This is a genomic window from Tateyamaria omphalii, assembly GCF_019802125.1.
In the GTDB taxonomy this organism is placed as follows: Bacteria; Pseudomonadota; Alphaproteobacteria; order Rhodobacterales; family Rhodobacteraceae; genus Tateyamaria; species Tateyamaria omphalii_B.
Map to the genome: position 1 here is coordinate 281,758 of NZ_JAHVHT010000003.1, position 24,231 is coordinate 305,988.

At 58.5% G+C, this 24,231-nt stretch carries 22 protein-coding genes and 1 tRNA gene; 12 read left to right on the forward strand and 11 right to left on the reverse strand.

Features of this window, described 5'->3' with window-relative positions; genetic code table 11:
- Nucleotides 1–50: 50 nt before the first annotated feature.
- Complete coding sequence (locus KUV51_RS13790; RefSeq protein WP_222522213.1) at nt 51–1,388, reverse strand: substrate-binding protein; 1,338 nt, start codon at nt 1,386–1,388, stop codon at nt 51–53.
- A 229-nt stretch (nt 1,389–1,617) separates the two neighbouring features.
- On the opposite strand from KUV51_RS13790, the gene KUV51_RS13795 reads away from it, so the two are divergent.
- The 5 genes from KUV51_RS13795 to KUV51_RS13815 all read left to right on the forward strand — a co-directional run bounded on the left by KUV51_RS13795 (nt 1,618) and on the right by KUV51_RS13815 (nt 7,643).
- Nucleotides 1,618–2,925, forward strand: a complete 1,308-nt coding sequence (locus KUV51_RS13795) for a helix-turn-helix transcriptional regulator (RefSeq protein ID WP_222522214.1) — start codon at nt 1,618–1,620, stop codon at nt 2,923–2,925.
- Between the two features lie 90 nt (nt 2,926–3,015).
- Complete coding sequence (locus tag KUV51_RS13800; protein ID WP_222522215.1) at nt 3,016–3,390, forward strand: response regulator transcription factor; 375 nt, start codon at nt 3,016–3,018, stop codon at nt 3,388–3,390.
- Complete coding sequence (locus tag KUV51_RS13805; RefSeq protein ID WP_222522216.1) at nt 3,387–3,668, forward strand: hypothetical protein; 282 nt, start codon at nt 3,387–3,389, stop codon at nt 3,666–3,668. The genes KUV51_RS13800 and KUV51_RS13805 overlap by 4 nt, the downstream gene beginning before the upstream one ends.
- Nucleotides 3,665–6,346 carry a sensor histidine kinase gene (locus KUV51_RS13810; protein WP_222522217.1) on the forward strand — a complete coding sequence of 894 codons (2,682 nt, stop codon included), beginning with the start codon at nt 3,665–3,667 and terminating at the stop codon, nt 6,344–6,346. Before KUV51_RS13805 ends, KUV51_RS13810 begins: the two co-directional genes overlap by 4 nt.
- Nucleotides 6,347–6,434: 88 nt before the next feature.
- Complete coding sequence (locus KUV51_RS13815) at nt 6,435–7,643, forward strand: hypothetical protein (protein ID WP_222522218.1); 1,209 nt, start codon at nt 6,435–6,437, stop codon at nt 7,641–7,643.
- On the opposite strand, the gene KUV51_RS13820 is transcribed toward KUV51_RS13815, so the two are convergent.
- Nucleotides 7,640–8,074, reverse strand: a complete 435-nt coding sequence (locus KUV51_RS13820; protein ID WP_222522219.1) for a TIGR01244 family sulfur transferase — start codon at nt 8,072–8,074, stop codon at nt 7,640–7,642. The genes KUV51_RS13815 and KUV51_RS13820 overlap by 4 nt on opposite strands.
- Nucleotides 8,075–8,522: 448 nt before the next feature.
- Nucleotides 8,523–8,765, reverse strand: coding sequence for a hypothetical protein (locus tag KUV51_RS13825; protein ID WP_222522220.1), 243 nt, complete (start codon nt 8,763–8,765; stop codon nt 8,523–8,525).
- Nucleotides 8,766–8,872: 107 nt separating this feature from the next.
- Here KUV51_RS13825 and KUV51_RS13830 point away from each other — a divergent pair, with 107 nt between their 5' ends.
- Nucleotides 8,873–9,136, forward strand: coding sequence for a DUF2312 domain-containing protein (locus KUV51_RS13830; protein ID WP_222522221.1), 264 nt, complete (start codon nt 8,873–8,875; stop codon nt 9,134–9,136).
- A gap of 4 nt (nt 9,137–9,140) precedes the next feature.
- Here the strand turns inward: KUV51_RS13830 and KUV51_RS13835 are convergent, their stop codons facing one another.
- Nucleotides 9,141–9,629 carry a winged helix-turn-helix transcriptional regulator gene (locus KUV51_RS13835; RefSeq protein ID WP_222522222.1) on the reverse strand — a complete coding sequence of 163 codons (489 nt, stop codon included), beginning with the start codon at nt 9,627–9,629 and terminating at the stop codon, nt 9,141–9,143.
- Between the two features lie 49 nt (nt 9,630–9,678).
- Between KUV51_RS13835 and KUV51_RS13840 the strand changes: the two genes are divergently transcribed.
- A complete protein-coding gene (locus KUV51_RS13840; protein WP_222522223.1) occupies nt 9,679–10,107 on the forward strand; it encodes a GFA family protein in 429 nt (142 codons plus the stop codon).
- Here KUV51_RS13840 and KUV51_RS13845 read toward each other — a convergent pair.
- The gene (locus tag KUV51_RS13845; RefSeq protein ID WP_222522224.1) at nt 10,104–10,979 is read right to left on the reverse strand and encodes a hypothetical protein; all 876 of its coding nucleotides are present in this window, start codon (nt 10,977–10,979) and stop codon (nt 10,104–10,106) included. The genes KUV51_RS13840 and KUV51_RS13845 overlap by 4 nt on opposite strands.
- Nucleotides 10,980–11,111: 132 nt before the next feature.
- Between KUV51_RS13845 and KUV51_RS13850 the strand changes: the two genes are divergently transcribed.
- A tRNA-Thr gene (locus KUV51_RS13850) sits at nt 11,112–11,187 on the forward strand.
- A 239-nt stretch (nt 11,188–11,426) separates the two neighbouring features.
- On the opposite strand, the gene hsdR is transcribed toward KUV51_RS13850, so the two are convergent.
- From hsdR to KUV51_RS13880, 6 genes are all read right to left on the reverse strand, one after another.
- Nucleotides 11,427–13,751, reverse strand: a complete 2,325-nt coding sequence (gene hsdR, locus KUV51_RS13855) for an EcoAI/FtnUII family type I restriction enzme subunit R (protein WP_222522225.1) — start codon at nt 13,749–13,751, stop codon at nt 11,427–11,429.
- 39 nt (nt 13,752–13,790) lie between these two features.
- On the reverse strand, nt 13,791–14,951 hold the full coding sequence (locus tag KUV51_RS22280; protein WP_222522226.1) for a restriction endonuclease subunit S: 1,161 nt from the start codon (nt 14,949–14,951) through the stop codon (nt 13,791–13,793).
- A complete protein-coding gene (locus KUV51_RS13865; protein WP_222522227.1) occupies nt 14,948–16,399 on the reverse strand; it encodes an N-6 DNA methylase in 1,452 nt (483 codons plus the stop codon). Before KUV51_RS13865 ends, KUV51_RS22280 begins: the two co-directional genes overlap by 4 nt.
- Nucleotides 16,400–16,813: 414 nt before the next feature.
- Nucleotides 16,814–17,005 (reverse strand): helix-turn-helix transcriptional regulator, encoded by a 192-nt coding sequence (locus KUV51_RS13870; protein WP_222522228.1) that lies wholly within the window; start codon nt 17,003–17,005, stop codon nt 16,814–16,816.
- Nucleotides 17,006–17,103: 98 nt separating this feature from the next.
- A complete protein-coding gene (locus tag KUV51_RS13875; RefSeq protein ID WP_222522229.1) occupies nt 17,104–17,757 on the reverse strand; it encodes a hypothetical protein in 654 nt (217 codons plus the stop codon).
- Nucleotides 17,754–18,950 carry a tyrosine-type recombinase/integrase gene (locus KUV51_RS13880; RefSeq protein ID WP_222522230.1) on the reverse strand — a complete coding sequence of 399 codons (1,197 nt, stop codon included), beginning with the start codon at nt 18,948–18,950 and terminating at the stop codon, nt 17,754–17,756. The genes KUV51_RS13875 and KUV51_RS13880 overlap by 4 nt, the downstream gene beginning before the upstream one ends.
- Before the next feature lie 1,048 nt (nt 18,951–19,998).
- Here KUV51_RS13880 and KUV51_RS13885 point away from each other — a divergent pair.
- From KUV51_RS13885 to KUV51_RS13900, 4 genes are read left to right on the forward strand one after another with little or no spacing between them, the layout of a single operon-like run.
- The gene (locus tag KUV51_RS13885; protein ID WP_222522231.1) at nt 19,999–20,601 is read left to right on the forward strand and encodes an aspartyl/asparaginyl beta-hydroxylase domain-containing protein; all 603 of its coding nucleotides are present in this window, start codon (nt 19,999–20,001) and stop codon (nt 20,599–20,601) included.
- A 3-nt stretch (nt 20,602–20,604) separates the two neighbouring features.
- Nucleotides 20,605–21,438 carry an alpha/beta fold hydrolase gene (locus KUV51_RS13890; RefSeq protein WP_222522232.1) on the forward strand — a complete coding sequence of 278 codons (834 nt, stop codon included), beginning with the start codon at nt 20,605–20,607 and terminating at the stop codon, nt 21,436–21,438.
- Nucleotides 21,438–22,499: a hypothetical protein gene (locus tag KUV51_RS13895; RefSeq protein ID WP_222522233.1), complete on the forward strand. Its 1,062-nt coding sequence runs from the start codon at nt 21,438–21,440 to the stop codon at nt 22,497–22,499. Before KUV51_RS13890 ends, KUV51_RS13895 begins: the two co-directional genes overlap by 1 nt.
- The gene (locus KUV51_RS13900) at nt 22,496–24,100 is read left to right on the forward strand and encodes an ABC transporter transmembrane domain-containing protein (RefSeq protein ID WP_222522234.1); all 1,605 of its coding nucleotides are present in this window, start codon (nt 22,496–22,498) and stop codon (nt 24,098–24,100) included. The genes KUV51_RS13895 and KUV51_RS13900 overlap by 4 nt, the downstream gene beginning before the upstream one ends.
- Nucleotides 24,101–24,231: the final 131 nt, after the last annotated feature.

Consider the following 24,231-nt stretch of genomic DNA (forward strand, 5'->3'; position numbering starts at 1 on the left):
GTGCCAGAGAAGGGTGGGACACAGGTGCCCCACCCAGCATTTTCAATGGCTTACGCGCCGGGGTTGCAGGACCCCAGTTCGCCACCGAAGATCGACGCGTCGTAGGTCACCTGGCTGACAGGCGTCACTTCCACGATTTCGAGAAGGTCGAACTCGGATGTCGGGTTCTCTTTCCCTTTCACGACCAGCACGTCCTTGAAGCACTGGTGGTCTTCGGCGCGGTAGAGCGTCGGACCGTTGCCCATGCCGTCGAACTCGAAGCCTTCGAGCGCTTCGGCTACGGCGCAGGGGTTGAACGACCCGGCCCGTTCCACGGCGTCCGCGTAGAGCATCGCCTGCACATAGCAGGTGTGTGCCGCCTGCGAGGGCGGGAAGCCGTACTTGGTGCCGAAGGATTTGACGAACGCCTTGGAGCCTTCGTCCTGCAGCGACCAGTGCCAGTTGGTGGAACCGAAGATCCCCTTCACGTTGGCGCCCGCACCCTTCGCCATCAGGCGGGAGTAAAGCGGAACAACGATCTCGAAGTTCTTGTTGTTCACCAGCTTGTCACGCAGGCCGAACTGAACCGCGTTGGTCAGCGAGTTCACCATGTTGCCGCCGTAGTGGTTCAGAACCAGCACGTCCGCGCCCGATTGCAGAACCGGCGCGATGTAGGACGAGAAGTCGGTCTGTGTCAGCGGCGTTTTCACGGCTGCAACAGTTTCCCAACCCATGGCTTCGGTCGAGGTGCGCACGGCTTCTTCGGTCGTGTAGCCCCAGTTGTAGTCAGCCGTCAGGTGGTAGGCTTTACGATCCGTGCCGTAGTTGTTGGCCAGGATCGGCGCCAGCGCCGCACCGGACATGTAGGAGTTGAAGAAGTGGCGGAAGCCGTTGGCCTTCTTGTCCTTGCCGGTCGTGTCGTTCGAGTGGGTCAGACCCGCCATGAAGATCACGCCCGCCTCTTGGCAGAGCGCCTGCACGGCCACAGCCACACCGGAGGACGAACCACCCGTGATCATCACGGCGCCGTCTTTTTCGATCATCGAACGTGCCGATGCGCGGGCTGCGTCAGATTTGGTCTGCGTGTCGCCTGTGACGTACTCGACCTTTTTGCCCATGATGCCGTTGCCTTGCAGGGCCTTGGACGAGAAGGTGTTCATCAGGCCGCCGTCGCCGCCACCGTTCAGGTGCTCGACCGCCAGCTCGTAGGCGCGCAGTTCGTCCGCACCTTCGTCAGCGTAGGGGCCGGTTTGCGGCACGTTGAAGCCCAGCGTCACGGAAGAGCCGGTGGGCTCGTTCGTGAAAGCAGCGGCCGACTGCGCCGTAAAGATCGTTGGTGCGGCAACACCGGCACCCGCGATGGCACCGGTCTTGAGCACGCCACGGCGCGTCAGATTCATTTTGGACATGAATATCCTCCCATTTGTTGAAATGCGCGGACCTGCTCCTCAACCGGACCGCGCGCGCACATTGTGCAAAGCCACTATCGCGTATGGTTGGAAAATTGCGCAATAAACCCCTTGTTTTGCAGAATTATTTTGTAAACAATTGCACAATGCGACGGTATACTTTGTAAAGTTCATTATGTCGCAGCGCAGAAACGCGTTGAAATAACTCACAAACGCAAGGGAATGGTGCATGGCGCGAGACGCACTGACTGGCACGCGAATACGCGAGCGGCGCGCCATGGGTGGGCTCAAGCAGTCCGATCTTGCCAAGCAGATTGGCATATCAGCGTCGTATTTGAACCTGATCGAGCATAATCGCCGCAGAATCGGCGGTAAGCTGCTTCTGGATATCGCCGCTGCGCTTGACGTCGAACCGACCGTATTGAGCGAGGGGGCCGAGGCCGCGTTGATCGCCGCCTTGCAGGAGGCCGCCCAACGTGCCCGTTTGCCTGAAGAAGAGAGTGCGCGGGCCGAGGAATTTGCGGGCCGGTTTCCAGGTTGGGCTGAGGCACTGGCGGCGGCCCATCGCAAGATCGCAGACCTTCAGCGCATGGTCGAAACCCTGAGCGACCGTTTGGCGCATGATCCGGAACTGGCCGCATCCGTGCACGAGGTCTTGTCGACCGCAGCGTCCATCCGATCGACGGCGTCCATTCTGGCCGAAGACAAGAGCATCACCGCCGAGTGGCGCGACCGCTTCCACGCCAATATCGATGCAGACAGCCGCCGCCTGGCGCATAGTTCGAAGGCGCTGGTCGGTTTTCTGGATGCCGAAACGGGGGAGGCGGCCCCGTCGGGGTCCCCGCAGGAAGAGGTCGCGGCCTTTCTCGCAGGTCATGCGCAGGCATTGGAGACATTGGAAGGCGGCGACGCGGAGGCTGATCGGCTTGTTACGACTGCCACAGAGCTCGCTTCGGCCCAGTCGCGGCATTTGGCCCGCACGATCCTTGATCGCATGGTTCAGGACAGCGCCCGGGTTGGCTTGTCCGATCTGAAAGATGCGCTGTCATCGCATGGGCCGGATGTTATCACCCTGGCCGGTCATTTTGGTGTGTCGGTGCCTCATATCATGCGCCGCCTGGCGGCGGTACAGCAGCTTGATGCCGGGTTGGTTGTTGCGGATCGCGCGGGCAGCCTGCTGTTTCGCAAGGACACGGATGGGTTTGCCATCCCACGTCATGGGGCTGCGTGCCCACTTTGGCCGCTGTTTCAGGTGATGGGCCAACCGGGGCAGGTCATCCGGGCGCGGGTCGAGATGCCCACCCGCGACAATGCCGTATTTGATTGCTACGCCGCTGCCGAACAGGTGGGACCCGCCATTCTGAATGCCCCGCCGCTTCTGGAGGCCACGATGCTGATCCTGCCGGCCCCTGATACACCAGGCGCGCGGGATGTGCCGATGGAACAGGTGGGCCCGGCCTGCCATATCTGTCCCCGGTCCGGATGTCGGGGCCGCCGCGAGCCGTCGATCCTGAGCGACGGGTTCGGTGGTTTTTGACAGGTCTGCCAATTCCGCACATAGTTGACGGGCGGGGTCCAAAGAGCGAAACAGCCTCCGGCCTGCGCGATTTGGGGAGGAGACGCAGACATGGGCAAGCATGTCCTGCTCGTTGAAGACGAGATCAATATTATAGAAGCGATACAGTTTCTGCTGAGCCGGGAGGGCTGGAAGGTGGATACCCACTCCGATGGCGCAACGGCCGTCGAAACAGTGCGCACCATGAAGCCCGATCTTGTTGTGCTGGACTACATGCTGCCCGGCAAGAACGGTATCGACATCCTGACCGAACTGCGCGCTGATCCGGAGTTTGCCCGGTTGCCCATTCTGATGCTGACCGCGCGCGGTCAGGGCAGGGATCGGGAACTGGCGGAGCGGGCGGGCGTCAGCCGCTTCATGAGCAAGCCGTTCTCCAACACCGAGGTGATGACGGCGGTCCGTGACCTTGTGCAGCTGGCGCAATGAGTGATCAGACCCCCAGCGCGACCCTGTTTCTGGAAAAGCGCAGCTATCGCCGTCGTCGGCTGATGGATGCCTTGCGCCTGTTGCCGATCGTCGGGGTGCTGTTGTGGATGCTGCCGGTGTTCTGGCCGAGCGGAGGGGATCACCCTGCCGATCCAACACCTGTCGCGATGTCGAGCGCCGTCACATATGTGTTTGTCGTTTGGATACTGTTGATCCTGGCCGCAGCTGTCTTGTGGTGGTTCATCGGTGAGCGTGACCGGGCGGACGAGGGCTCATGATCTCGGTCAACCAGCTGCTTGGCGTCAGCCTGGTTTACGTGGCCTTTCTGTTTGCCATCGCCTTTTTTGCCGAACGTGCATCCATGCGTGGCAAAGGCAGCTGGTTGCGGTCGCCGACCGTCTACACGCTGTCCCTGTCGATCTATTGCACCGCCTGGACATTTTATGGCGCCGTAGGCTACGCCGCCCGGTCGGGGATGGAGTTTGTCACCATCTATTTGGGCCCGAGCCTTGTGATGATCGGCTGGTGGTGGGTGCTGCGCAAGTTGGTGCGGATCGGACGGGCGCAGCGGGCCACATCGGTCGCCGACCTGATCTCGGCCCGGTATGGCAAGTCCAACCTGTTGGCCATCGTGGTGACCGTCATGGCCGTGATTGGCGTCACCCCGTATATCGCGCTGCAATTGCAGTCCGTCACATTGTCGCTGTCGATATTCTCCGAAACGGGCCAGCCCGACAGCCTGAGCCAGCAGACCGCCGCGTTCTGGGTGGCTGGGGGGCTTGTTGTGTTTACCGTGCTCTTTGGCACGCGCAATCTGAACGCCAATGAACGCCACGACGGTGTGGTTATCGCCATCGCGGTCGAAGCGGTCGTCAAGCTGGTGGCCTTGCTGGCTGTGGGCATCTTCGTCGTCTGGGGGATTGCCGGTGGCATCGGGCCGATGATGGAGCGGATCGACAACTCCAGCATCGGTGAATGGAGCATGGACCGCAGCCGCTGGGCCGCCCTGACCATGTTGTCGGCCGCCGCCTTTCTGGCGCTGCCGCGCATGTTCCAGGTCATGGTGGTCGAGAACGAGGATGAGCGGCACCTGCAGATCGCGAGCTGGGCGTTTCCCCTGTACCTGATGTTGATGAGCCTTTTCGTTGTGCCGATCGCAGTTGTTGGCCTCGACATCCTGCCGGCCGGATCCAACCCCGATCTTTTCGTTTTGACCGTGCCTTTGGCCGAAGGGCAGGGCGGGCTTGCAACGCTGTCCTTCCTTGGCGGTTTTTCGTCGGCCACATCCATGGTCATCGTGGCGACGCTCGCCTTGTCCACAATGGTGTCGAACCATGTGGTCATGCCGGTCTGGCTGAGCAGGCAGGCCGAAGGCGCGCAGGTTTCAGGTGACGTTCGAAACGTGGTGATCCTCGCCCGCCGGGCGTCGATCCTGATGATCATCTTCTTTGGCTACATCTATTATCGCCTGTCAGGTGGCGGAGCAGCGCTGGCCGCGATTGGCCTGATTTCCTTTGTTGGGGTGGCACAATTCCTGCCTGCCATGCTTGGCGGCATCTTTTGGCGCGGCGCGACGCGCTGGGGGGCTTTGGCGGGCCTGCTGGTCGGCTTCGCGGTTTGGGTGTTCTGTTCGCTTCTTCCGAGCTTCGGTCCCGATGCGATTCTGAGCACGGCAGTGTTCGAACAGGGCATTGGCGGTCTGCGCTGGCTGCGCCCGCAAGCGCTGTTCGGGATCGAGGGGATAGATCCGACCGTCCATGCGATGGTGTGGTCGCTCAGTCTGAACGTGGCTGTCTTTGTTGGGGTGTCGCTTGTCACCTTCCCCACGCCTTTGGAACGTCTGCAAGGCGCACAATTCGTCAATGTATTCGACCATTCCACGCAGGCCCGTGGTTGGGATGCTGCCCTTGCCACGTCCGAAGACCTGATGATCATGGCGCAGCGTATCCTGGGCCCGGCGGACGCGCTGTCATTGTTCCGGGCCGAGGCGCAGCGGCAGGGTTTGACGGGACATTTGCCTGAGCCGACGCAGGGTTTCCTGCAAACCCTTGAGCGCGAATTGGCAGGGTCCGTTGGATCGGCCACTGCCCATGCGATGATCAGCCAGCTTGTGGGCGGAACATCGGTGTCGGTTGAAGACCTGATGGCGGTCGCGGACGAGTCCGCGCAAATCCTGGAATACTCCAACCGGCTTGAAGCCAAGTCCGCCGAGTTGAGCCGCACGGCACGCCAGTTGCGCGAGGCCAATCAGAAACTGACAGCGCTTTCGGTGCAAAAGGATGCGTTCCTGGGCCAGATCAGCCACGAGTTGCGCACGCCCATGACCTCTATCCGCAGCTTTTCCGAAATCCTGCGCGACACCGATAAGCTGGATCAGGCGGACAAGACGAAATACGCGTCGATCATTCACGGTGAAACGATACGGCTGACCCGGCTTCTGGATGACCTGCTGGACCTGAGCGTGTTGGAAAATGGCCAGGTGAGTTTGAACCTCGAGCAGGGGAACCTGAACGATGTCATTGCGCAGGCAGTCCTGTCGGCGGGAGGTGCACGTTCGACCCAACTTCGTATCAACCATGTGCGCTCTGATCTGGATGTGCCGCTGAGCACCGATCTGGACAGGTTGCGGCAGGTGTTCATCAACTTGATCACCAACGCCCAGAAGTATTGCAACGCGCCAGAGCCGTCGCTGACGGTTGATATCTTGCAACACGGCGGCGGGTTGCAGGTCGTGTTTCACGACAATGGAACGCTCATTCCGCCCGAAGCACGTGCGCTGATCTTCGAAAAGTTTTCTCGCATCAATGACAAGGATGGTTCGGGCGCGGGTCTGGGTCTTGCGATCTGCCGCGAGATCATGGCGCGTTTGGGCGGTGACATCACCTATGAGCCGCGGGCCGACGGAAATGCATTTATCGTGCATTTGCCCGGTCAGGCTGCCTTGGCGGCGCAATAGCGCAAAACTTTGGACCGCATAAAGCGGTTGGTAACCTATCGTCCCTAGACCTATGCCGTACGTGCAGGCCGTAGAAACGGCGGAGTTTATGGGCGAAACCGAAAAAACAAGTGTTCTGGGACGCATTGCTGCTGCGGGGCGGGATGTGCGTCAGGCGCGGGCAATGACGTTGCCCAAGGCCATGCGTGTGACGCTGGCCAAGGTTGCGGATGCGCTGATGGATCTGCCCATGGCTGTCATCGGTGCGGTTGTCGACAAGATGCCAGGCGATGCAGTCGAAGGGCAGTTGAAGGATGACGCCTTGCTCATGCTGCTGGACGGACCCGATGGGCATGTTGGCGCGGCTGCGTTCGATCCTGTCCTTGTCGGTGGTTTGATACAGCAGCAAACCATGGGCACTGTGCAACCGGATCAGGGCGCGCCGCGGGCCATGACGCGCACCGACGCCGCGATCTGTGCCCCGCTGATCGACATGCTGTTCGAACGCATCGTGGCGGTTCTGGATGAGCAGGAAGACAAAACCCTTCTGGAGGGCTTTCGCTTTGGGGCCAAGGTGGAAGACACACGCACACTGGCAATGGCACTGGATGCGCAGGATTATGCGTTGGTCCGTCTCACCGTTGATGTAGCGCGGGGGGCGCGACAGGGCGAAATACTGTTCGTTCTGCCGTTGCCTGACCCTTTTGATCAGACGGAAGGCGATGATGACGAAGAGGACACGTTCGAGCAGTCGAGCATGACCGATACGGTGATGGCGTTGAACGCGGACTTGAAGATGGTGCTGTGCAGTTTGCATCTGCCGCTCGGCGCGCTGCAAAGCATGTCGCCCGGTGATGAATTGCCGGTCACGCCGGGCGCATTCCCGAACGTGCAGATCACGACCAGTACCGGTCGTATCGTGGGACGCGGGATCGTCGGTCATGTCAACGGGGTCCGCGCCGTCAAACCGCAGCGCAAGCCCAGCCATGCCACCCAGCCCTTGCGGCGCGTATCTGACGAGCCTCTGGTAGATATGCCTCGGGTCGAAGAAATCCCGGGCCCTGCGCGGCGTGAAGGCGAGGCAACGAAGGACGTGACAGAGGACGACATAGAAGCCGCAATGGCGGCATTGCGGCCAGGCGATCCGGTTCTTGGTCAAGACGTTGCGCCGGAGGTCGACAGGGATATTGCGAACGCATCGGGCCTGGTCGAAAACCTGCCTGCTCTCGCGGATTTGCCTCACCTGGACGATTTGCCCGATCTTGCAGACCTGCCTGACCTGAGCGACCTACCGGATCTTGCCGCGAACGGCGGTTAGCCGCCCTTTTGCGCGGCTATGGCTTCAAGTGTCGGGCGCAGGGCATCAAGGTCGTACCCGCCATCCCGCGCGGTGCGCAAGATATCGTCGCATGACATGCGTCCGGCTTGTCCCAGACACCACACGACCGTCGACCGTGTGCCAGACGCACAATAGGCGAGCACCGGTGTTTCCGTTTCCTCTGCGAACGCCATGTGCTGTTCGACGTTGGCGGGGGTCATGGTCTGATGTGTCAGGGGCAGCCTGTGAAACGTCAGGCCGGCCGCTTGTGCCGCAGCCTCCAACGCGTCGGCCTGAAAGGCCGGGGGGACCTCTGGATCCGGTCTGTTGCAGATCACGGTTTTGATCCCGGCTGCCGCAATGTCCGGCATGTCCGCAGGATCCAGTTGCGGTGCAACAAAATAGGCGGGCGTAATCTGTCTGATATCCATGGCCCTTGGTTTATGCCGGGCACCGCCTACTGTCCAGCGCACGGGCCGCAGGCCAGTGTCACGTGCCCGTCAAAAGCACAGCATCTCATCGCTCGCTCGATGCTTGGGCCGGATCATGACAATACGTGACCGGCCGAAAAAGATGCAGAACAGCGCCGATCCAAATGTGTCGGATCGGACCCGCACGACGCCGCGAGGTGATGCGGCCTTGGGCCTCGGTCCCAATGTGACTGAAAGGCCGGGACCGTGGCGAGCGTATCCCGACCACTACAAAGATCAGTAGGGTGATGGTTGTGGATCCGTCCTGTCAGGATGGTCGAGCATGCCAGCCACTATGCGGCACGGACGTACGACCCGGTTTTCCGAAAGTGGCGGTGCCATTGCCGCGTCTTCACTCATACGGGCCTTGGCGGGCCTTCGCACCTGGAACACTCGGATCCGTTGTGAGCTACCCCAGAAAGATCCCGACGATCACCAGCATGAGACCCAGGACCGACACGAATAGCGCGCCGAGGTTCAAGGGAAGCACGCGCGACATGACGGCACGCATCTGAGCATCCTCCAGCCCGTCGGCCCTCGCGCGCCAGACCTTGAGAATGCACCAGACAAGCCCGATCAGGCCAAGAACCGACAAGGCGGCTCCGCCCCAGATTATGCCGTCGAATATGGTAAAATTGCGATCCTGTTCCATGAAGACGGGCTATCCGAGCGCCGCTGCGATGACAAGAGATCAACCCCCTTGCGACACCGTGCCTGCACCGCTATCCAGCGCTCTGATCACCAGCCAAGGAGCGCGCAATGACCGACACCGCCACCAATGCCGAAAGCTACCGTGTCACGGCGGATGAATTGCGCCAGTTCATCGAACGTTTTGAACGGCTCGAGGCCGAGAAGAAGGACATCGCGGATCAACAGAAGGAAGTGATGGCCGAGGCCAAGGCGCGTGGCTACGACACCAAGGTCATGCGCAAGGTCATTGCGCTGCGCAAGCGCGACAGCGATGATATTGCCGAGGAAGAAGCTGTCCTTGAGCTATACAAGGAAGCGCTGGGCATGGGCTGAACGCTCAGCCGTCTTTTACATCACTGGGCTGATCTACCGGCGTGTAGTTCAACCAACGCAGGGGCAATGCGCCACCTTTCGGCACAATCCCGATCTTGACCGGGTTGCCAGTTCGTTTGTCTGTCAGCGAAAGCGCGGACTCGCCGTCCTTGATATGTTTGTCGCCCCATTGCATGAGCGCCAGGATGACCGGAGCAAGCTCCCGACCTTTCTGGGTCAGAACATAGGCATAGCGCGTGCGGGCTGACCCATCCCTGTACGCCTCCTTCTTGGCGAGACCGTTCTCGACAATTTGCGCAAGTCGGCCGGATAGTACGGATTTCGGTATGCCGATGTCGGTCTGAATGTCCGCAAAGCGGCTGACACCGTAAAACATTTCCCGCAAGATCAACCAAGTCCACCGATCCGGCACCTGCTCGATGGCCAGTGCTGCACCGCATTCCGTCAGTGACACAGGCGCTTCCCGTACCGGCCCTTTTTCTGAGTTTGACATTTGAACTCTGCTCTGCCAATTATTTTTATGAAACGCAGGATACCCAAAAATGCCGGTTCAGACCACTGAAAATAAAGCCAAAGGCGGCGGCTGCTATTGTGGCGCCGTCCGGTATGCGATTTCGGAACGTCCAACTGTAAAGGGTCAGTGCCACTGCCGAGCCTGTCAGTACATTGCGGGCGGAGCACCTCAGTATTTCATGCTTGTCCCCGTCGAGGGCTTTTCATGGACGCAAGGGCGGCCGGTCACGTACACGCGCCCCGACCTCGACACTGCGGTGACGCGGCATTTCTGCGGCGTCTGCGGAACACATTTGGCCACGTTCCGGCAGGATAGTTCGGACGTTGTTGTCAAGGCGGGCACGCTGGATGATCCAAGCCGATTTGCCCCACATGTTGCAATTTGCCATGCACAGGCGCAGCCGTTTCACAACGTGCCAGACGGGATACCGGTCTTTGAAGATCTGCCAGCGCGCTAGGGCGCTATGAAGCTCACACCCGGGATGCGCGCCACGCGCTCCATATCTTCTTCGTAGATATCGGTCATCGCTTCGATTGTATCCTCGGTCCAGCCGGGAGCATTCAACTCTTCCTCGATCTCGTCTTCGATGGCGAATTTGTCGAGGAAGGCAACGATCACCCGCCGCTTCTGCATTTCGGTCATGGTGGGGTGCGTCTTGAGGTAGGCGCGGAAGCGCTGCATGCCCTCTTTGGACATGATCTCGGACAGCAGGTCGAATCCGCCGACGATCTTCTCACCGTGTTCGAGGCCCGCCAACTCGCGCACGATCTGTGCCCAGAGCATCGGCATGTCCTCGAAACACCAGGTGGTTATGGTGACGTCGGGTGCCGCCGAACGGATCGCTGACAGCGTTTCGGACCATCGGATCGCGTACGGGTCGGCGCCACGCAAAAACGCTTCCATGTCGTCCTGCGGCGCCTGATCGAACAGCGCCGGCAGAAAGGTTGCAGGGTTACGCATGGCAAGGAAAAGCTCGACCTCGTCATGTGCGAAAAGAGCCGACAACTGGGCGACCCTTTCCGGTGCCGCTTCGTAGATAAACCCGTTGCGTATGCAGGAGCGCGGAGCGCCGAACAAGAACATGTGGCTCAGGATCATGCGGTCGGCGTTTTCCTCATCTAGGATGAGGTCCAGCAAAACGTCCCGGGCATCTGGTGCGGGAGGTGCCTCCTGAAGTGCCGCCATGGTCTGCTTCAGCAGGCTCCGATACTTTCCAGGCCCCGGGACTGCGATCCCGCGTTTGGAAAAATCCTCTTTGTTGCGCAGCAGGCAGCGAACCAGGCGCTCCTCCTCTGTGAAATGGGCACCTGCGTGAAGGACAATTTGCATGCGGATCGACCTGTCGGGCTTTGTGAACGACATGGGTAGATATACGGGAAACGGGCCGGGATAAAACCTCTGACCGGAGTGGAAAAACGATCTTGCCACCGCGATGCGCAAAGAGTAGACGATGCGCCCAAGGCCCCTATAGCTCAGCTGGTAGAGCAACTGATTTGTAATCAGTAGGTCCGCGGTTCGAGTCCGTGTGGGGGCACCACTTCTTCTCGTTTTAAGCATTGAAAACAATGGGATGGCCTCCGAAGGGTTATTTGCGGTCACCATTTTGGTCACCAATCCGCTGCGCAGGCACGTCATCGGTCTGATGTTAGATCAATCATTTTGCTCTCGCCGTTAAGGGGGGGGGGCGCTACGATCTCCAAGGCGGTTCGCATCCAGACCGGTCATACCTACCAACACGAATTTTTCAGATTTCTGAAAAACACACCCCCTGCATTGCTACCGAGCATAGAGGTGAGACTGAATTTCCACGAAGGCCGTGCGAATTTCCGCAACGCTTCCCAGAACACGTTTTGCGTCGTTCGTTCCGCCGTACTTAATCTTTAGGAAGTCCCCAATTTTCTTGAGGTCAAGCTCATCGACTCCACGCGCTGCATATGAGCTCAGAACATATGCTAAAAAATCTTTCATCTCGGCTTCGTAACCGGCCAAGCCAGAATTAGCCGCACTTTCGGCCCTGTCTAATCGACTGAGAGGAGCCAGAGCGAAGCGGACATGTGCGAGGACGTCAAAAACATCGCTGTTGGGCGCGTCGATTAGTCTCCGCATGTCATCGATTTTCTCGCGGTCGTATCCTCGATCTTGAAGCTGGGCCAAAAACCTGGATCGTGTTTCTGGATCGCTCCAAATCTTGCGCAGTTGGTCTTCATCCGAGATTAAGCCCTCCAAGTCGCCAAAAAGTTGGTTCATGAACTCTTTTGCGGAGATAGGCCTGCCGTCGTGTGACCAATAAGTCGTCGTTCCGATGAACCTGATTTGGCGTTCCTTCCCATCAGCCAATCGCACAACGACTTTTTCCGCAGGTGGTGGCGTTGGCGTCGGTTCGCCGGGTCCGACTGTTGGGGGTGGCTGGGTCGTCGGTTCACGAGGTGGGTCAGGGTCCAATGGCTCTCCGTCCCATTCAGGATCGTTGAAATGCTCGTAGGCCTTCACAAAGTCGATGATTGTGAAAAAGTCTTTTCCCTCAAACGTTCGCGTTCCGCGCCCCACAATCTGTTTGAACTCAATCATCGACTTGACTGGGCGCAATAAAACGATGTTCCGCACATTTCGAGCATCCACACCAGTAGAGAGCTTTTGCGATGTGGTTAGGATCGTGGGAACCGACTTCTCGTTGTCCTGAAATTCGCGAAGATGTTGTTCGCCAAGTGCCCCGTCCTCCGCAGTGACCCGCTCGCAATAATGCGGGTCATCGCTGGTTTTGATTTGGTTGATGTAGTCGCGGACAAAGGCTGCATGGGGCTGTGTCGCGCAGAAGACGAGCGTCTTCTGGTTCTGATCGATCTCGTCCATGAACTGCGTTATGCGGCTTTGCTCACGTTCGGGAATGAAGATCGTCGTGTTGAAGTCACCTTCGCCGTATTCCTTTTCCTCATCTATCTCGCCGGATACCACGTCGTCTTGGTCGTCATATGTGTAGGTGTCGAGCGTGCTGGCCATTTGGCGGACCTTGAACGGCGTTAGGAAACCGTCTTCGATGCCGTTCTTGAGAGAATAGCTATAAACAGGCTCCCCGAAGTACGAATATGTATCTGCGTTCTGCTTGCGCTTCGGCGTTGCAGTCAGGCCAAGCTGAACAGCGGGCGCGAAATACTCCAAGATGCCGCGCCAAGTGCTCTCGTCTTTTGCGCCGCCTCTGTGGCATTCATCCACGATGATCAGATCGAAGAAGTCCGGCGCATAGTCGTAAAAATTTGCTTCGCCTTCGCCGTCTTTTCCTTCGGTCATGAACGTCTGGAAAATTGTGAAGAAGATGCTCGCGTTCTTGGGCATCTTGCCCTTTTTGCGGATTTCGTCGGGTGAGATGCGCGATAGGGCGTCCGCTGGGAAGGCTGAGAAAGAATTGTAGGCCTGATCGGCGAGGATGTTGCGGTCGGCGAGGAAAAGCACTCTGGGGCGGCGTGAGGGCTCATAGGAGAGGTTCCAGCGGGCCTCGAACAGCTTCCATGCTATCTGGAAGGCGATGGACGTTTTGCCTGTCCCTGTGGCGAGGGTCAGGAGGATGCGGTCTTGGCGATTAGCTATGGCATCCAGGGCGGCGTTGACCGCGCGGGCTTGATAGTAACGCGGTTCCCATTTGCCACCACCTGTCTCGAAGGGGATGGAACCGAATTTCTCTCGCCAAGGGTTTGGGGTGGGGAAGATACGTGCCCAGAGGTCTTCCGGCGTCGGGAACGGCGTGATCTCGCGCTCCGTGCCCGTCTTCATATCGACTTCGTGCCAGCCGATACCGTTGGTGGAATAGGCGAGCGGGGCGTCGATCCGAGTGGCGTAGTCCACAGCCTGCCCACGCCCGCTGGTGGAGCCTTTGGAGGCTTTCTTGGCCTCGATCACCGCCATGACATGATTGTTCATGCGCAGCACGTAGTCGGCGGGTTTGGGGGCGGCGCGGTTCTGTCCGACGTTGATCCGACCAGGCCACAGCATTTCTTCGCGGTTGATACGAGCACCGGGGATGGCGTCGGGGCCATACCATCCCGCTTTCATCAATTCGGGATCAATCCGATTGGCGCGAGTATCTTCTTCGGTCTCGTCAAAACTCATACGCGCAACGGTAGTGAAATTCGCTGAAGCGTAAAGAGGTTAGGTGAGTTCGCCTGCGAAAGCTCTTTGCAGAAGGGATTGGCGGAGATCGTTGATATTTGCGATCTTGTCGGTTGCCGACGCCAATAGTGCAGCATGGGCTTCCGAAATCTTTTCCATTCGTTTAACAGCTACAGTCTGCTGTGTTTGGGGTGGGCACTTTAGTTTGAGCGTCTTCACATCTCTAATGTTGATTTGCATAAGAGCTGCACCATAGGTCTTTTCAGAAATCTGCTTCTGCAAAAAACTGGATTGGCATTGATAGAACCCAAAAAGGCGGTTCATTCGTTCGTTAAACCTAATCGGAACGATACCGCGAGTTACATTGGCGCCTCGGAGTTCATGAGACGACAAGCTAATGGTCCCCGTTGTTCCCCTTACACAAAGCAGCAGTTCTGTACCGTTGAGTTGCGTGCGCGAATAAGACGCCGCACGCTCTGGTGCGACCCTTTTTAGACCCGCCGGTGATACGATTTTGCCACCCAAATCGACAGGACGCACAACTGGCAATCCGTTCGCCACGTCCTCACCGGGTTGGACGATGCCGTAAGAGAGCGAGCAGTCTTCGTTTGCCAATTCCTGTAAGGTAAACTCTGGCCATTCTTCTTGCGCGAAAACTTCATCAAGCGATGACGTGAACAAGTCCCGTACGTTCTGGAGGTTGGCGTCGGCGTGGGCGCGGGCGCGGGCCAGTCCCTCGAAGGCCTCATCCAAAACCGCAACAATCCGCTGTTGTACTTCGAGCAGTGGGAGGGGGATTGGAATTTCCCGCAATCGGCCTTGATTGAGCTTGGGAACGGTCATGCCCGATACGAACGGCATGAGGTCCGTGCCGTTCAGATAGTAGATCAACCAGTCATCCAAAACTTGATCTCTATGCGGGCGGATCACATGAGCGTGGTTGTTGACCCACGCCTTGCCCTCAATGGCGAAGGCTGAGTTTTCGCCCGCTTCCCATTTCGCGCCATCCTCGCCAATCAGTACCAGCGGTTCATCAAAGAGGTATCCATCGACGTGATCAAGAACGCCAGTTGCTCCATAGTATGGGTATGGGCCAGCCGTCCTATCCTTCTTAGTAATTGGTTTTCTCAATCGATCTAGTACATCGACTAGTTCGCCAAGTGGTTTCGTTGGCCAGCCGAAGTCAGCAGTGTCCTTCACAGCATTCCCCGAATGTCTTCGAGGATTTGCGCTGTCTCGGCATCCCGTGCCAGCATGTCGGCAATGATCTCTTCGGGGCACCGCAGAGCCTCGGCCTCGGGAGCGTTGGGGTTCTTGACCGACAGATCGTAGGTGTCCTCGTCCAGATCGGCGCGGTTCACGATCCAGCTTTTCGGACCGTTCGGGCGGGTACGTTGCAGATCGACAAAACCCGCCAGATCGTTGTCGTTCAGCGGGTTGGTCTTGCCGAGGCTGCGGCCCGGATCGAGCTGGTAATACCAGATGTCCCGCGTCGGCGCGCCTTTCTCGAAGAACAGCACAACGGTCTTGACGCCCGCGCCCTGGAAAGTGCCTTGAGGGCAATCGAGGATGGTGTGCAACTTGCAGGTCGCCACGAGTTCGCGCCGCAGCTCGACACTCGCATTGTCGGTGTTGCTGAGAAACGTGTTCTTGATGACGATGGCCCCGCGCCCGCCTGCCTTAAGTTTGCGGATAAAGTGCTGCAGGAACAAATAGGCGGTTTCACCAGATTTGATCGGAAAGTTCTGTTGGACTTCTTTGCGTTCACCGCCGCCAAAGGGGGGATTGGCAAGGATCACGTCGTGACGGTCCTTTTCCTGAATATCCATCACGTTCTCATTGAGCGTGTTGGCGTGGATCAGGTTGGGCGTGTCGATCCCGTGCAGGATCATGTTCATAATGCCGATGATGTAGGCCAGCGACTTCTTTTCCTGACCGAAGAAGGTGTCGCGCTGGAGCGTCCGAAAATCCGCTGCCGAGATGTCTGGCTTCATCAGGTAGTCATAAGACTCACAAAGAAAACCGGCAGAGCCGACAGCGCCATCATAGACAGTTTCGCCAATCTTCGGATCGACCACCTTGATCATCGCCCGGATCAGCGGGCGGGGCGTGTAGTATTCCCCCCCATTGCGCCCCGCGTTGCCCATTCGCTTGATGCGGCTTTCATAGAGGTCAGACAGTTCGTGCTTTTCGGCTTGGGTGTTAAACGACAGTGCATCCACGATCTCTAAAACATCGCGCAAGGTGTAGCCGGACCGGAACTTGTTGATGATCTCCGAGAAAATCTCGCCGATCTTGTATTCGAGCGTGTCGGCGCTGGACGCAGAGGCGCGGAACGCCTTCAGGTAGGGGAATAACTCGTCATTGACAAATGCAACAAGATCATCGCCGGTGATGGCGTTGTCGTGCTCCAGCTTTCCGTCTTCAGTCTTCGGCGCTGCCCAGCTTTGCCATCTGAATTGCTTTGATAGGATAGGCGTGTAGTCACGCCCTTCGAGCTCCGCCTCGTCCATGCGCGATTGCTCAAGATCGTCGAGGTATTTTAGGAACAAAATCCACGACGTTTGTTCAGCGTAGTCGAGTTCGGATGCCAAACCCTGCTCGTTGCGCATTTCTTTGTCGATGTTGTTGAATGCGTTCTCAAACATGCGCAGCTCATCCCATTTTGCGTCAGGGTATATGGTTGGCGCGCGCTGCGTTCAATCGGCGTTTGTCTCTAACCTTGCTGCTCATTGGTGGGGTTGTTGTGTGTGGGCATAGGACGACAAGCCCCAGGCATTCGCCTTAGGCTCGCGTTCCTGTGCCCGTTCATCTTGCGTCTGCTCACCGGAGCCGGTCGCCGCTACGGGGCCCCTGATGTCACATCGATCCCGTGCATCAGGATTGGCCGCTACTTTCGACATTGGATCATATGCCGGGAACCGGGCTTCGGCCTCTAGGACTGCCCTTGGCGTTTGGTTCCGCCCCGTGGTACGCCGTCCGCGTCTGGTGCCACCGTCTTGTCAGTACCGTCCACCAGTGCGGCCCCGCGTACTTGCCTGTGCGCGGGGTCACGTCAGCCGCTAGGGCTGGGATTGTTTTTCCAGCAGGGATTTGATGCGCGTGTCGATCTCGGAGCGATCCCAGTAAACGCTGCCAGAGAGCTTCACAGGGCGCGGCAGAATGCCGGATTGGATGTCGCGGTAGATCGATGCCTTGGAGCGCCCACCGAGCTTCTGCGACAGCTCAGAAATCGTGATGAGTTGGATGTCCATAATTCTCTCCGTCTGATTGAGACGACTTGAGAATTATTGGTGTCAGAACGGAGCAGCTAACCCCCAACACACCCAGATGTTGGATGTCGAGTTGGGGGTCAGGCGTCAAAGTCCGTCATAGCAACGAGGATTTTGAACGCTTTTTGCAGGTCTTCGAAGTCTCGCTGATATTCTTCGCCTTTTTCCACGGCGGTCTCAGCGGCCCGCCGCCAATTTGCCTTTTCTCCTAAGGCCAGGAACACGGCTTCAACGCATTTTCCGAATATCGATGAGGGTTCCGCGCCTCGCTTTGCTGCGCTGGGCGTGAGGCCGAATTGTCTGAACAGGTGCGCGATCTCAATCGCTACAGTTGTTGCAGGGACATTTTGACGGCTCGGTTTCAGAATATCTGAATGCGACTTGGTAGCCGAAAGAACCTTGTTTTGTACTCTCAGGCTGCTTTCGATGAAGTCAATGAAGCCTTCGCCGTACTCTCGTTCCATGTCAGACTGAACTTCAGCATTTGCTGAAAGGACAGCAAGTAACGCCCTAAAACCTTTGCGTTTCTTTGCCGCTTTTTCCCGCACTTCAGCAAGTATCTTGTCACCTTCGCGTCGGTGACATTGAGCTATCCAATTGCCCAAGGCTTCAGCGCGTACATCATCAAAGATGGCCTGCATCTTCCGGGCTTTGACGTATAATCCGTCATGCGTGTATTGGCGAATGAGTGCATCTCGAATGATGCTGCCAACTTCAAGGTGGGTTTCGTTCATGCTCGACCTGCAAACGGGATGACATCAACAGCCGTGTGACCATCCAAGAATGAACTCCACCGGTTCATTACGGCTCGCCGCTTCTCAACAAACGAGCCACGAATGTAAGCGTTGGTGGCGCTGTCGCCGACTTTGTGGTGTAGAATTGTCTCCGCAATCCGTTCCGAACAAACATCGTTCGAGACGACCCAACCGCGAAAACTTGCCCGGAAGCCATGTGCGGTTACGTTCGTACCACGCCGCTTGAGCGATGCTCCAAATGTGTTTTCACTCAAATAGGGGCGTTTCTTGTTTGCAGGTGAAGGAAAGATATAGCCGCTTCCGTTGTCAAAATCCTTCGCGCGATCCAAGAGCGCGCGCGCTTCCGGTGAGAGCGGTACGATGTGGTCGCCGCGGTTTTTGACTTTCATTTTCGTCGCTGGGATCACCCATGTATCGCCGTCAACCTCATGCCACATTGCTTGTGTGACGTTGCTGACACGCACCACCGTCGAGACCAAAAATTTGAACGCTGTATCTACCACCCCGTCATCGTAGCTTTGATAAAGCATCGGCACTTCCTGCCATGGCAGGGATGCATGACTGCTCGGGCGTTTGTTTTGTCTACCCAACAGCACTTTCGCCAATGGCACGGCATTCAGATTGACGTCGTGCCCTTCGGCGGCTGCATGTTCCAGGATGATTTTGAGCCTGCCGATGGCTTTGCGAGCCGTATCTGGCATGTCGGTCCAAATCGGTTTCAATGCATCACGTACATCGCTTTGATGAATTTGGTCGACGCGCAAATGGCCAAGGCGCGGAAGCACATGGTCCCGCACTGGCGAATACCACCGCCCTGCAGTGCCACCGTTGTGCAATTGTGCTTTTCTGGCCTCAAATGCTTCTGGTGCGATCTGTGACAAAGTTGGAACGCCATTCTGACGGGCAGCCTTTTGAGCCGCGCGTCTACTTTGTGGAGATACACCATCGGCGATCAGCTTCTTCATCCTTGCGGCCTCAACGCGGGCCGATGCGAGTGTGAAATGCGAAGCCGTTCCAATTACACACTCTGCCCGACGCCCGCTTTCTGGGTCCGTGTAGCGCAGCAGCCAGGTGTCTTGCGCGTTCGATCTTCTGCGGAAGTAAAGGCCATTTCCGTCGGCATGTTTGCCCTCTGGAAGCGCCTTTAGCTTGGTGTGTGTTAGCTTGGACATCGGAAGTGACCTCATAGTGGTGACCAAAGCACAAGTTTGGTCACCAAATCTTATGCGATGCGCCGTGAGTAATTGCAATCACATGCTACTACTTGCTACTCAGAGCTGGGCTAAAAATGACGTTAAAGTAAAGGCTTGTGAGTTCAGATGACACCTAGTGCGATAAGCTGAACCCAATAAATGTGGTGCCGTGTGGGGGCACCATTTCATCCTTGTTCACTGCTGCGACTGATGTTTTGGTCGGGTCTGGCCGTTGTTTGACAGGATGCATCGCGACCTCGAGTGAAAAGCATGGTGTTTGCCGGTCGGATCGTGCGTGTCTTTGTTGCCTTCGAGGGGCTTTTCCCACTGTTCGATTGACAAATATCAAGCGCTTCGGGGTGTGGTGAATTCGCCTTGCCTAAACCCGCTATAAACCGGCGTTGTACGGCACAATTCGATGACCGCACCGCGATGGTATGCAGGCAAGTATCTGCAAGTGGACCGACATGAAGCCACCGCATGCTTCGGCGCAACAATTCCCTTTTCTACAACGGTTTAGCAATCCGTTTGCGGTGCCTGCGTGCCATAAACCATCGGTATAGGCATGGTCTTGAGCCGTGCGTAAACCGCCAACCTATCGACCGGTTCGGCTTCTTGCACAATCTGTTGATCAACCCACGGCGGATCCCCCTGCCGTCACATTGAAAGGTTGATTGCTCATGCCGTTGACACCGAACATCGCACCGCGCGTCGTGTGTTCACCATTCACGCCGCTTTCGTTGCTCGCCTTTGCGCAACAGTCCTTACGTGTCCCGTCCCGCTTTCTTAAAGCCGGACGAAATACGTTTGCGAGCCCTCGCCGTTCTGCGGTCATGCAGATGACAGATGAGGTGGCGTGATGCGCAAATTCGTTTCGCAAAACGTTGCTTGTCCGCGCGCTGCGTTGTGCGGCGCCAAATGCAAGCGCCGATCCCAGGCGCATGTCGGGCAAACGGCCTCCTCAACCCATCCACCACTTTCAAGGCACGCACCACAGTGGTCCGTGCACAGCACCAAGGAGACAGACATGAAGTATTTCAAGAAAATCCGGAGCGACGTCGATGTGTCCCCGTTCCTTGAGGAAATCGCGAGTGTCGATGATGCGTGGGCACAAGCGACGGGACGTCAGGACAAGATCGCCGTTCAACGTGAGGCGCTTGCCATTCCCTTGCGTGGTCTGCGCAAGTCGATGATCCTGGGGCGCAAGCGCCGCGACGTACACGAGAGCCGGTGGACAACCGGGTCGATCAAATTCCCCGTGGCGCGCAGTTTCATCGAGGATGTCGCACGTGAGCTGGACGCGGATATGAGCCGCGCCAAGATTGTCTGTCTGCCTGCAGGGCGTCGTGTCTACCCGCATATCGACCGGGGTGAGTATTATCGCTTCCGGGGCCGCTATCACTTCGTTCTGAAGTCCACCGCGGGGTCCTGGCTCAAAGCCGGCGATGAAGAGATCCGGATGAAGGAGGGCGAGCTTTGGTGGTTCGACAACGACCAAATGCACGAAGCCTTCAACGACGGTGACGAGGATCGGATCCACATCATCTTTGACCTGCTTCCAGCAGACATGCGTGCCAATGCCGCTACCGCGACCGAAAAGGCTCGCGCAAAACTTGAAAAGGCAGCCTGAACAATGTCACGCATTCAATTTCGCCACGGCATACCCGGCGTTGTGCCAAGCGCCTGGGTCATACATCCCGACGCGGGCAGCCGCGCGGTTGCGCCCGTGGTTGCCGTACATGGTCTGAATCGTGAGACTGAAGTTATGGCCAACCTGTTGGCGCCCCGTGCCGACGCCACCGGGCGCACGATTGTCCTGCCGATTTTCGATCGCACCTCGTGGCGCCGCTACCAGCGTGCGGCCTGTGCGCAACGGTCCGATTGGGCATTGATTGCGCTCCTCGATGCCTTGCGCGACGAGCGTGTGATTCAAGGCGGGCCTCCGGATCTGTCCGGCTTTTCTGGCGGTGCTCAATTCGCGCATCGTTTTGCATGGCTCCATCCGGACCAGGTCGCGCGGCTGTGCCTGGTGGCACCGGGCTGGTGGACCTTCCCAGATGCGCGCGGAGCGTTCCCGCTCGCCATCGGCACTGGCTGCAATGGACAGTCGTTTCGCTTGCGGGCCAATATCAAGCGCTTTCTGGACCGCCAAATGCATGTCTCGGTCGGTGCCTTGGACGTCAAACAGGACAGGAACCTCCGTCAGGACGCGGAGGTCGTTGCCCTGCAAGGGGCCAACCGGGTTGAACGCGCAAGGCGCTGGACGGCTGCGGCGATCCGTGCGGCGCGGCGTGTTGGCGTGGCGCCCCGGATCTCTTTCGATCTGATGGCCCACTGCGTGCACAGCTTTTCCGATTGCGTCGCCAACGCGCGCCTGGATCGCGCATTCGTGCCTGACTTTACCCCCCAACTTCAGACAAATCAGCCGCCCTTTCGCGGGCACGACCAACTTGGAAAGGTAGCCTAATGGAACTTCTGGATATGAACACCGATGCCGCCCAACATATTGCAGGCGCGAAATGGAGCTTTGTAACACGCCGCGTGCGTCGCGGTACGGTTCGGAAGCTGGATGGTGATCTGAGCGCCGTGCGGGCCGGTGACCTCGTCTTGGCGGAAGTGCAATGCATTGGCAGCCACAAGCGGTTGCAACTGAGCGACGGGCGCTACTCGGCGCTTTACCCTAAGGATCGTATCGTCCTGGCCTGCGGCGATCGCTTTGCGGAGGACCAGTTCGAAGGCAACGCGGCGCTTTCGCCAGATGGGTGCGACCTGCTTGCCGGCGGCGGGGTGGTTGGCTTGATGCAATCACGCAATGGAAAGGTCAAACGCCCGACCAGACTGTCGGTGATTGGACGGCTGGCGGACGCGGATGGCAAGGTGCTGAACCTTGATCAGTTCGCTCTCTCACACCATTCGGGATCTCGGCCCGAGCGGGTTATCGGTGTTCTGGGCACAGGAATGAATGCGGGAAAAACTGCAGCAGCGGCCGGTCTGGTGAACGGCTTTGCCCGGTTCGGCGACAAGGTGGCAGCGATCAAGGCGACGGGCACCGGATCGTTCGGTGATGTGCACCAATATGAAGCAGCGGGCGCTGCCCGTACCTTCGATTTTACCGATGCGGGGCTCGCCTCGACCTTCCGGCAACCGGTTGAGCGACTTGACGCCCTGACCCGTTTGCTTCTGTCAGCCGCGTCGGATTGCGATGTCGCCATTGTCGAACTTGCCGATGGTGTGAGCCAGGTGGAGACAGCGGAGTTGCTGCGCCGTCCGGACTACCGGTCGCTGTTCGATGCCTTCATGTTGGCAGCCCCGGGCGCGCTGGCATCCCGCGGTGCCCTGTCCTGGCTGGCCGAGCACGACATCGTGCCCATCGCGCAAACGGGCCTGATGACACAGGCACCGCTGGCGGCGCGCGAAGCCGAAACGCTTGGCTTGCCGGTTCTGTCTCGCGAGGATCTGTCGGACCCGGCGACTGCGGGTTCGCTGCATGCGCTGCTGTCGGAGACACAGTCGGGGCATGCGGCATGAGCCGTAGACCCGCCATAGCTGCACATCGCCGGTGGATAGGACTGAGCGTTCTGGTCTGCCTGGCGATCGGGCAGGCGGCCACAATGGTCGTGACCGCCTTTGCCACGCGAGACGTTATTGGCGCGCTCAGGGAAGGAAATGGCATTGTTCCCGTTCAGGCGCTGATTGCGATGGTTGCGGCGGGTTTCGCGATTTTCGGACTTCGATCAGCGGAAGGGGCGATCGGTGAACGCACGGCTCAAAGCTATGCTGCCGATATTCGCCGCACACTGTTCCTGCACATGACCAAGATGCCAACAAGTGCCATGGCGCGCAGGCGGGCAGGTGCGACAGCCTTGCGCTATGTCGGTGACTTGACGGCATTCAAGGGCTGGGTTGCGCGGGGACTGGTCCGGTACATTTCTGGCGCAGTTACGATACCCGCGGCATTCCTGATCCTTTACTGGCTCGAGCCGAGGCTGGCTCTTGCGGCCGCTGTGCCGATTGGAGTTGTCGTGATCACGATCTTCCTGCTTGGTCAACCGCTTGCCGATGCCCATGCGACGTTGCGTTCCAAGCGGGCGCGACTTGCGGCCGACATGGCCGAGCGACTGCCGCAGGGCATCGCGCTGCGCCGCTCTGGCCGGGTCAAGACAGAGTTGCGCGCGCTCGATGCCAAGTCGGAAAAGATCGTACGCGCGGCGGTCTGGCGCGCTTGGCTTGCTGAAACGGTTCGCGCAATGCCGGATGCAGCGGCTGGGATTGCAGGGGCACTGTGTTTGTGGGTTTGCCTTGATCTCCGCCTCAGCGTGGCGGATGCAGTCGCGGCGCTGACCGCTCTTGCGCTGGTGGTCTGGCCATTGCGTCATCTGGCTGACGCCCGCGACCGTCAAAAGGCATTTGGCGTGGCGCGTGCGAAGCTGGATGCGACACTATCCACCCCCCGGATGCGCAGTTTGAAGAAGGCCAATGCCGATCCAGACGCCCCCGCCGTCGCACTGGATGGCGTGCGGATGCCAGGTAGCGCGCCGTTGAACCTGACCCTGCAATGCGGTGAAATGCGCCGACTTTCAGGCCCCGCCAGTTGTGGAAAAAGCCGCCTGCTGCTGACCCTTGCCGGGTTCGAGGCCGCACCGGACGAAGGGATGCTCAAGGTTTTCGGCAGTGCGCCTGCTGCGTCGAAAAGTGGCCGTATCCTTTATCTTGGGCAATATGCACCCACTCTGAAAGGGTCGTTGCGCCGGGAGGTTACGCTTGGCACAGGATGCGATCCCGAAAAAGCGGAGTTGCGCGATGTGATCAAACGCGCCGGGCTTGTCGACATGACAGAGCGGCTTGGCGGTCTGAACGGCCAGGTTTCGGAGGGCCGCCGCAATCTGACCTCAAGCGAGCGCGGACGGCTCTTCCTGGCGCGGGGACTGATCGCGCGCCCGGATCTGGCATTGATCGATGCGGACGAGATCGGATTGAAAGGTGAAGCACTTGCCGTTCTGCTGGATCACTTTGAGTGTCTCGGCGCTGCAGTGCTGATTGTGACGTCGGACAAGGCGGCCCAGATCAGGCTGGGCTCACCGGTGCGACTGCAAACAACGGGTAACTACAGTCGTGCGGACGCGGCGTGACGGTTGTTTGTCCTTTTGCACAGGCGACACAAAAATGAGCGGCGTCGCCCAGTCCGCCGTGACGAAGCGAACATAATTCCTAAACGGGGGAAGATTTCCGCCAAAATTTTGTGCGAAATAGCGGATATTGC

Coding starts and splice junctions, on each gene's coding strand:
- KUV51_RS13790 (WP_222522213.1), bottom strand. CDS start 1,388: ATGTCCAAAATGAATCTGACGCGCCGTGGCGTGCTCAAGACCGGTGCC.
- KUV51_RS13795 (WP_222522214.1), top strand. CDS start 1,618: ATGGCGCGAGACGCACTGACTGGCACGCGAATACGCGAGCGGCGCGCC.
- KUV51_RS13800 (WP_222522215.1), top strand. CDS start 3,016: ATGGGCAAGCATGTCCTGCTCGTTGAAGACGAGATCAATATTATAGAA.
- KUV51_RS13805 (WP_222522216.1), top strand. CDS start 3,387: ATGAGTGATCAGACCCCCAGCGCGACCCTGTTTCTGGAAAAGCGCAGC.
- KUV51_RS13810 (WP_222522217.1), top strand. CDS start 3,665: ATGATCTCGGTCAACCAGCTGCTTGGCGTCAGCCTGGTTTACGTGGCC.
- KUV51_RS13815 (WP_222522218.1), top strand. CDS start 6,435: ATGGGCGAAACCGAAAAAACAAGTGTTCTGGGACGCATTGCTGCTGCG.
- KUV51_RS13820 (WP_222522219.1), bottom strand. CDS start 8,074: ATGGATATCAGACAGATTACGCCCGCCTATTTTGTTGCACCGCAACTG.
- KUV51_RS13825 (WP_222522220.1), bottom strand. CDS start 8,765: ATGGAACAGGATCGCAATTTTACCATATTCGACGGCATAATCTGGGGC.
- KUV51_RS13830 (WP_222522221.1), top strand. CDS start 8,873: ATGACCGACACCGCCACCAATGCCGAAAGCTACCGTGTCACGGCGGAT.
- KUV51_RS13835 (WP_222522222.1), bottom strand. CDS start 9,629: ATGTCAAACTCAGAAAAAGGGCCGGTACGGGAAGCGCCTGTGTCACTG.
- KUV51_RS13840 (WP_222522223.1), top strand. CDS start 9,679: ATGCCGGTTCAGACCACTGAAAATAAAGCCAAAGGCGGCGGCTGCTAT.
- KUV51_RS13845 (WP_222522224.1), bottom strand. CDS start 10,979: ATGCAAATTGTCCTTCACGCAGGTGCCCATTTCACAGAGGAGGAGCGC.
- hsdR (WP_222522225.1), bottom strand. CDS start 13,751: ATGAGTTTTGACGAGACCGAAGAAGATACTCGCGCCAATCGGATTGAT.
- KUV51_RS13865 (WP_222522227.1), bottom strand. CDS start 16,399: ATGTTTGAGAACGCATTCAACAACATCGACAAAGAAATGCGCAACGAG.
- KUV51_RS13870 (WP_222522228.1), bottom strand. CDS start 17,005: ATGGACATCCAACTCATCACGATTTCTGAGCTGTCGCAGAAGCTCGGT.
- KUV51_RS13875 (WP_222522229.1), bottom strand. CDS start 17,757: ATGAACGAAACCCACCTTGAAGTTGGCAGCATCATTCGAGATGCACTC.
- KUV51_RS13880 (WP_222522230.1), bottom strand. CDS start 18,950: ATGTCCAAGCTAACACACACCAAGCTAAAGGCGCTTCCAGAGGGCAAA.
- KUV51_RS13885 (WP_222522231.1), top strand. CDS start 19,999: ATGAAGTATTTCAAGAAAATCCGGAGCGACGTCGATGTGTCCCCGTTC.
- KUV51_RS13890 (WP_222522232.1), top strand. CDS start 20,605: ATGTCACGCATTCAATTTCGCCACGGCATACCCGGCGTTGTGCCAAGC.
- KUV51_RS13895 (WP_222522233.1), top strand. CDS start 21,438: ATGGAACTTCTGGATATGAACACCGATGCCGCCCAACATATTGCAGGC.
- KUV51_RS13900 (WP_222522234.1), top strand. CDS start 22,496: ATGAGCCGTAGACCCGCCATAGCTGCACATCGCCGGTGGATAGGACTG.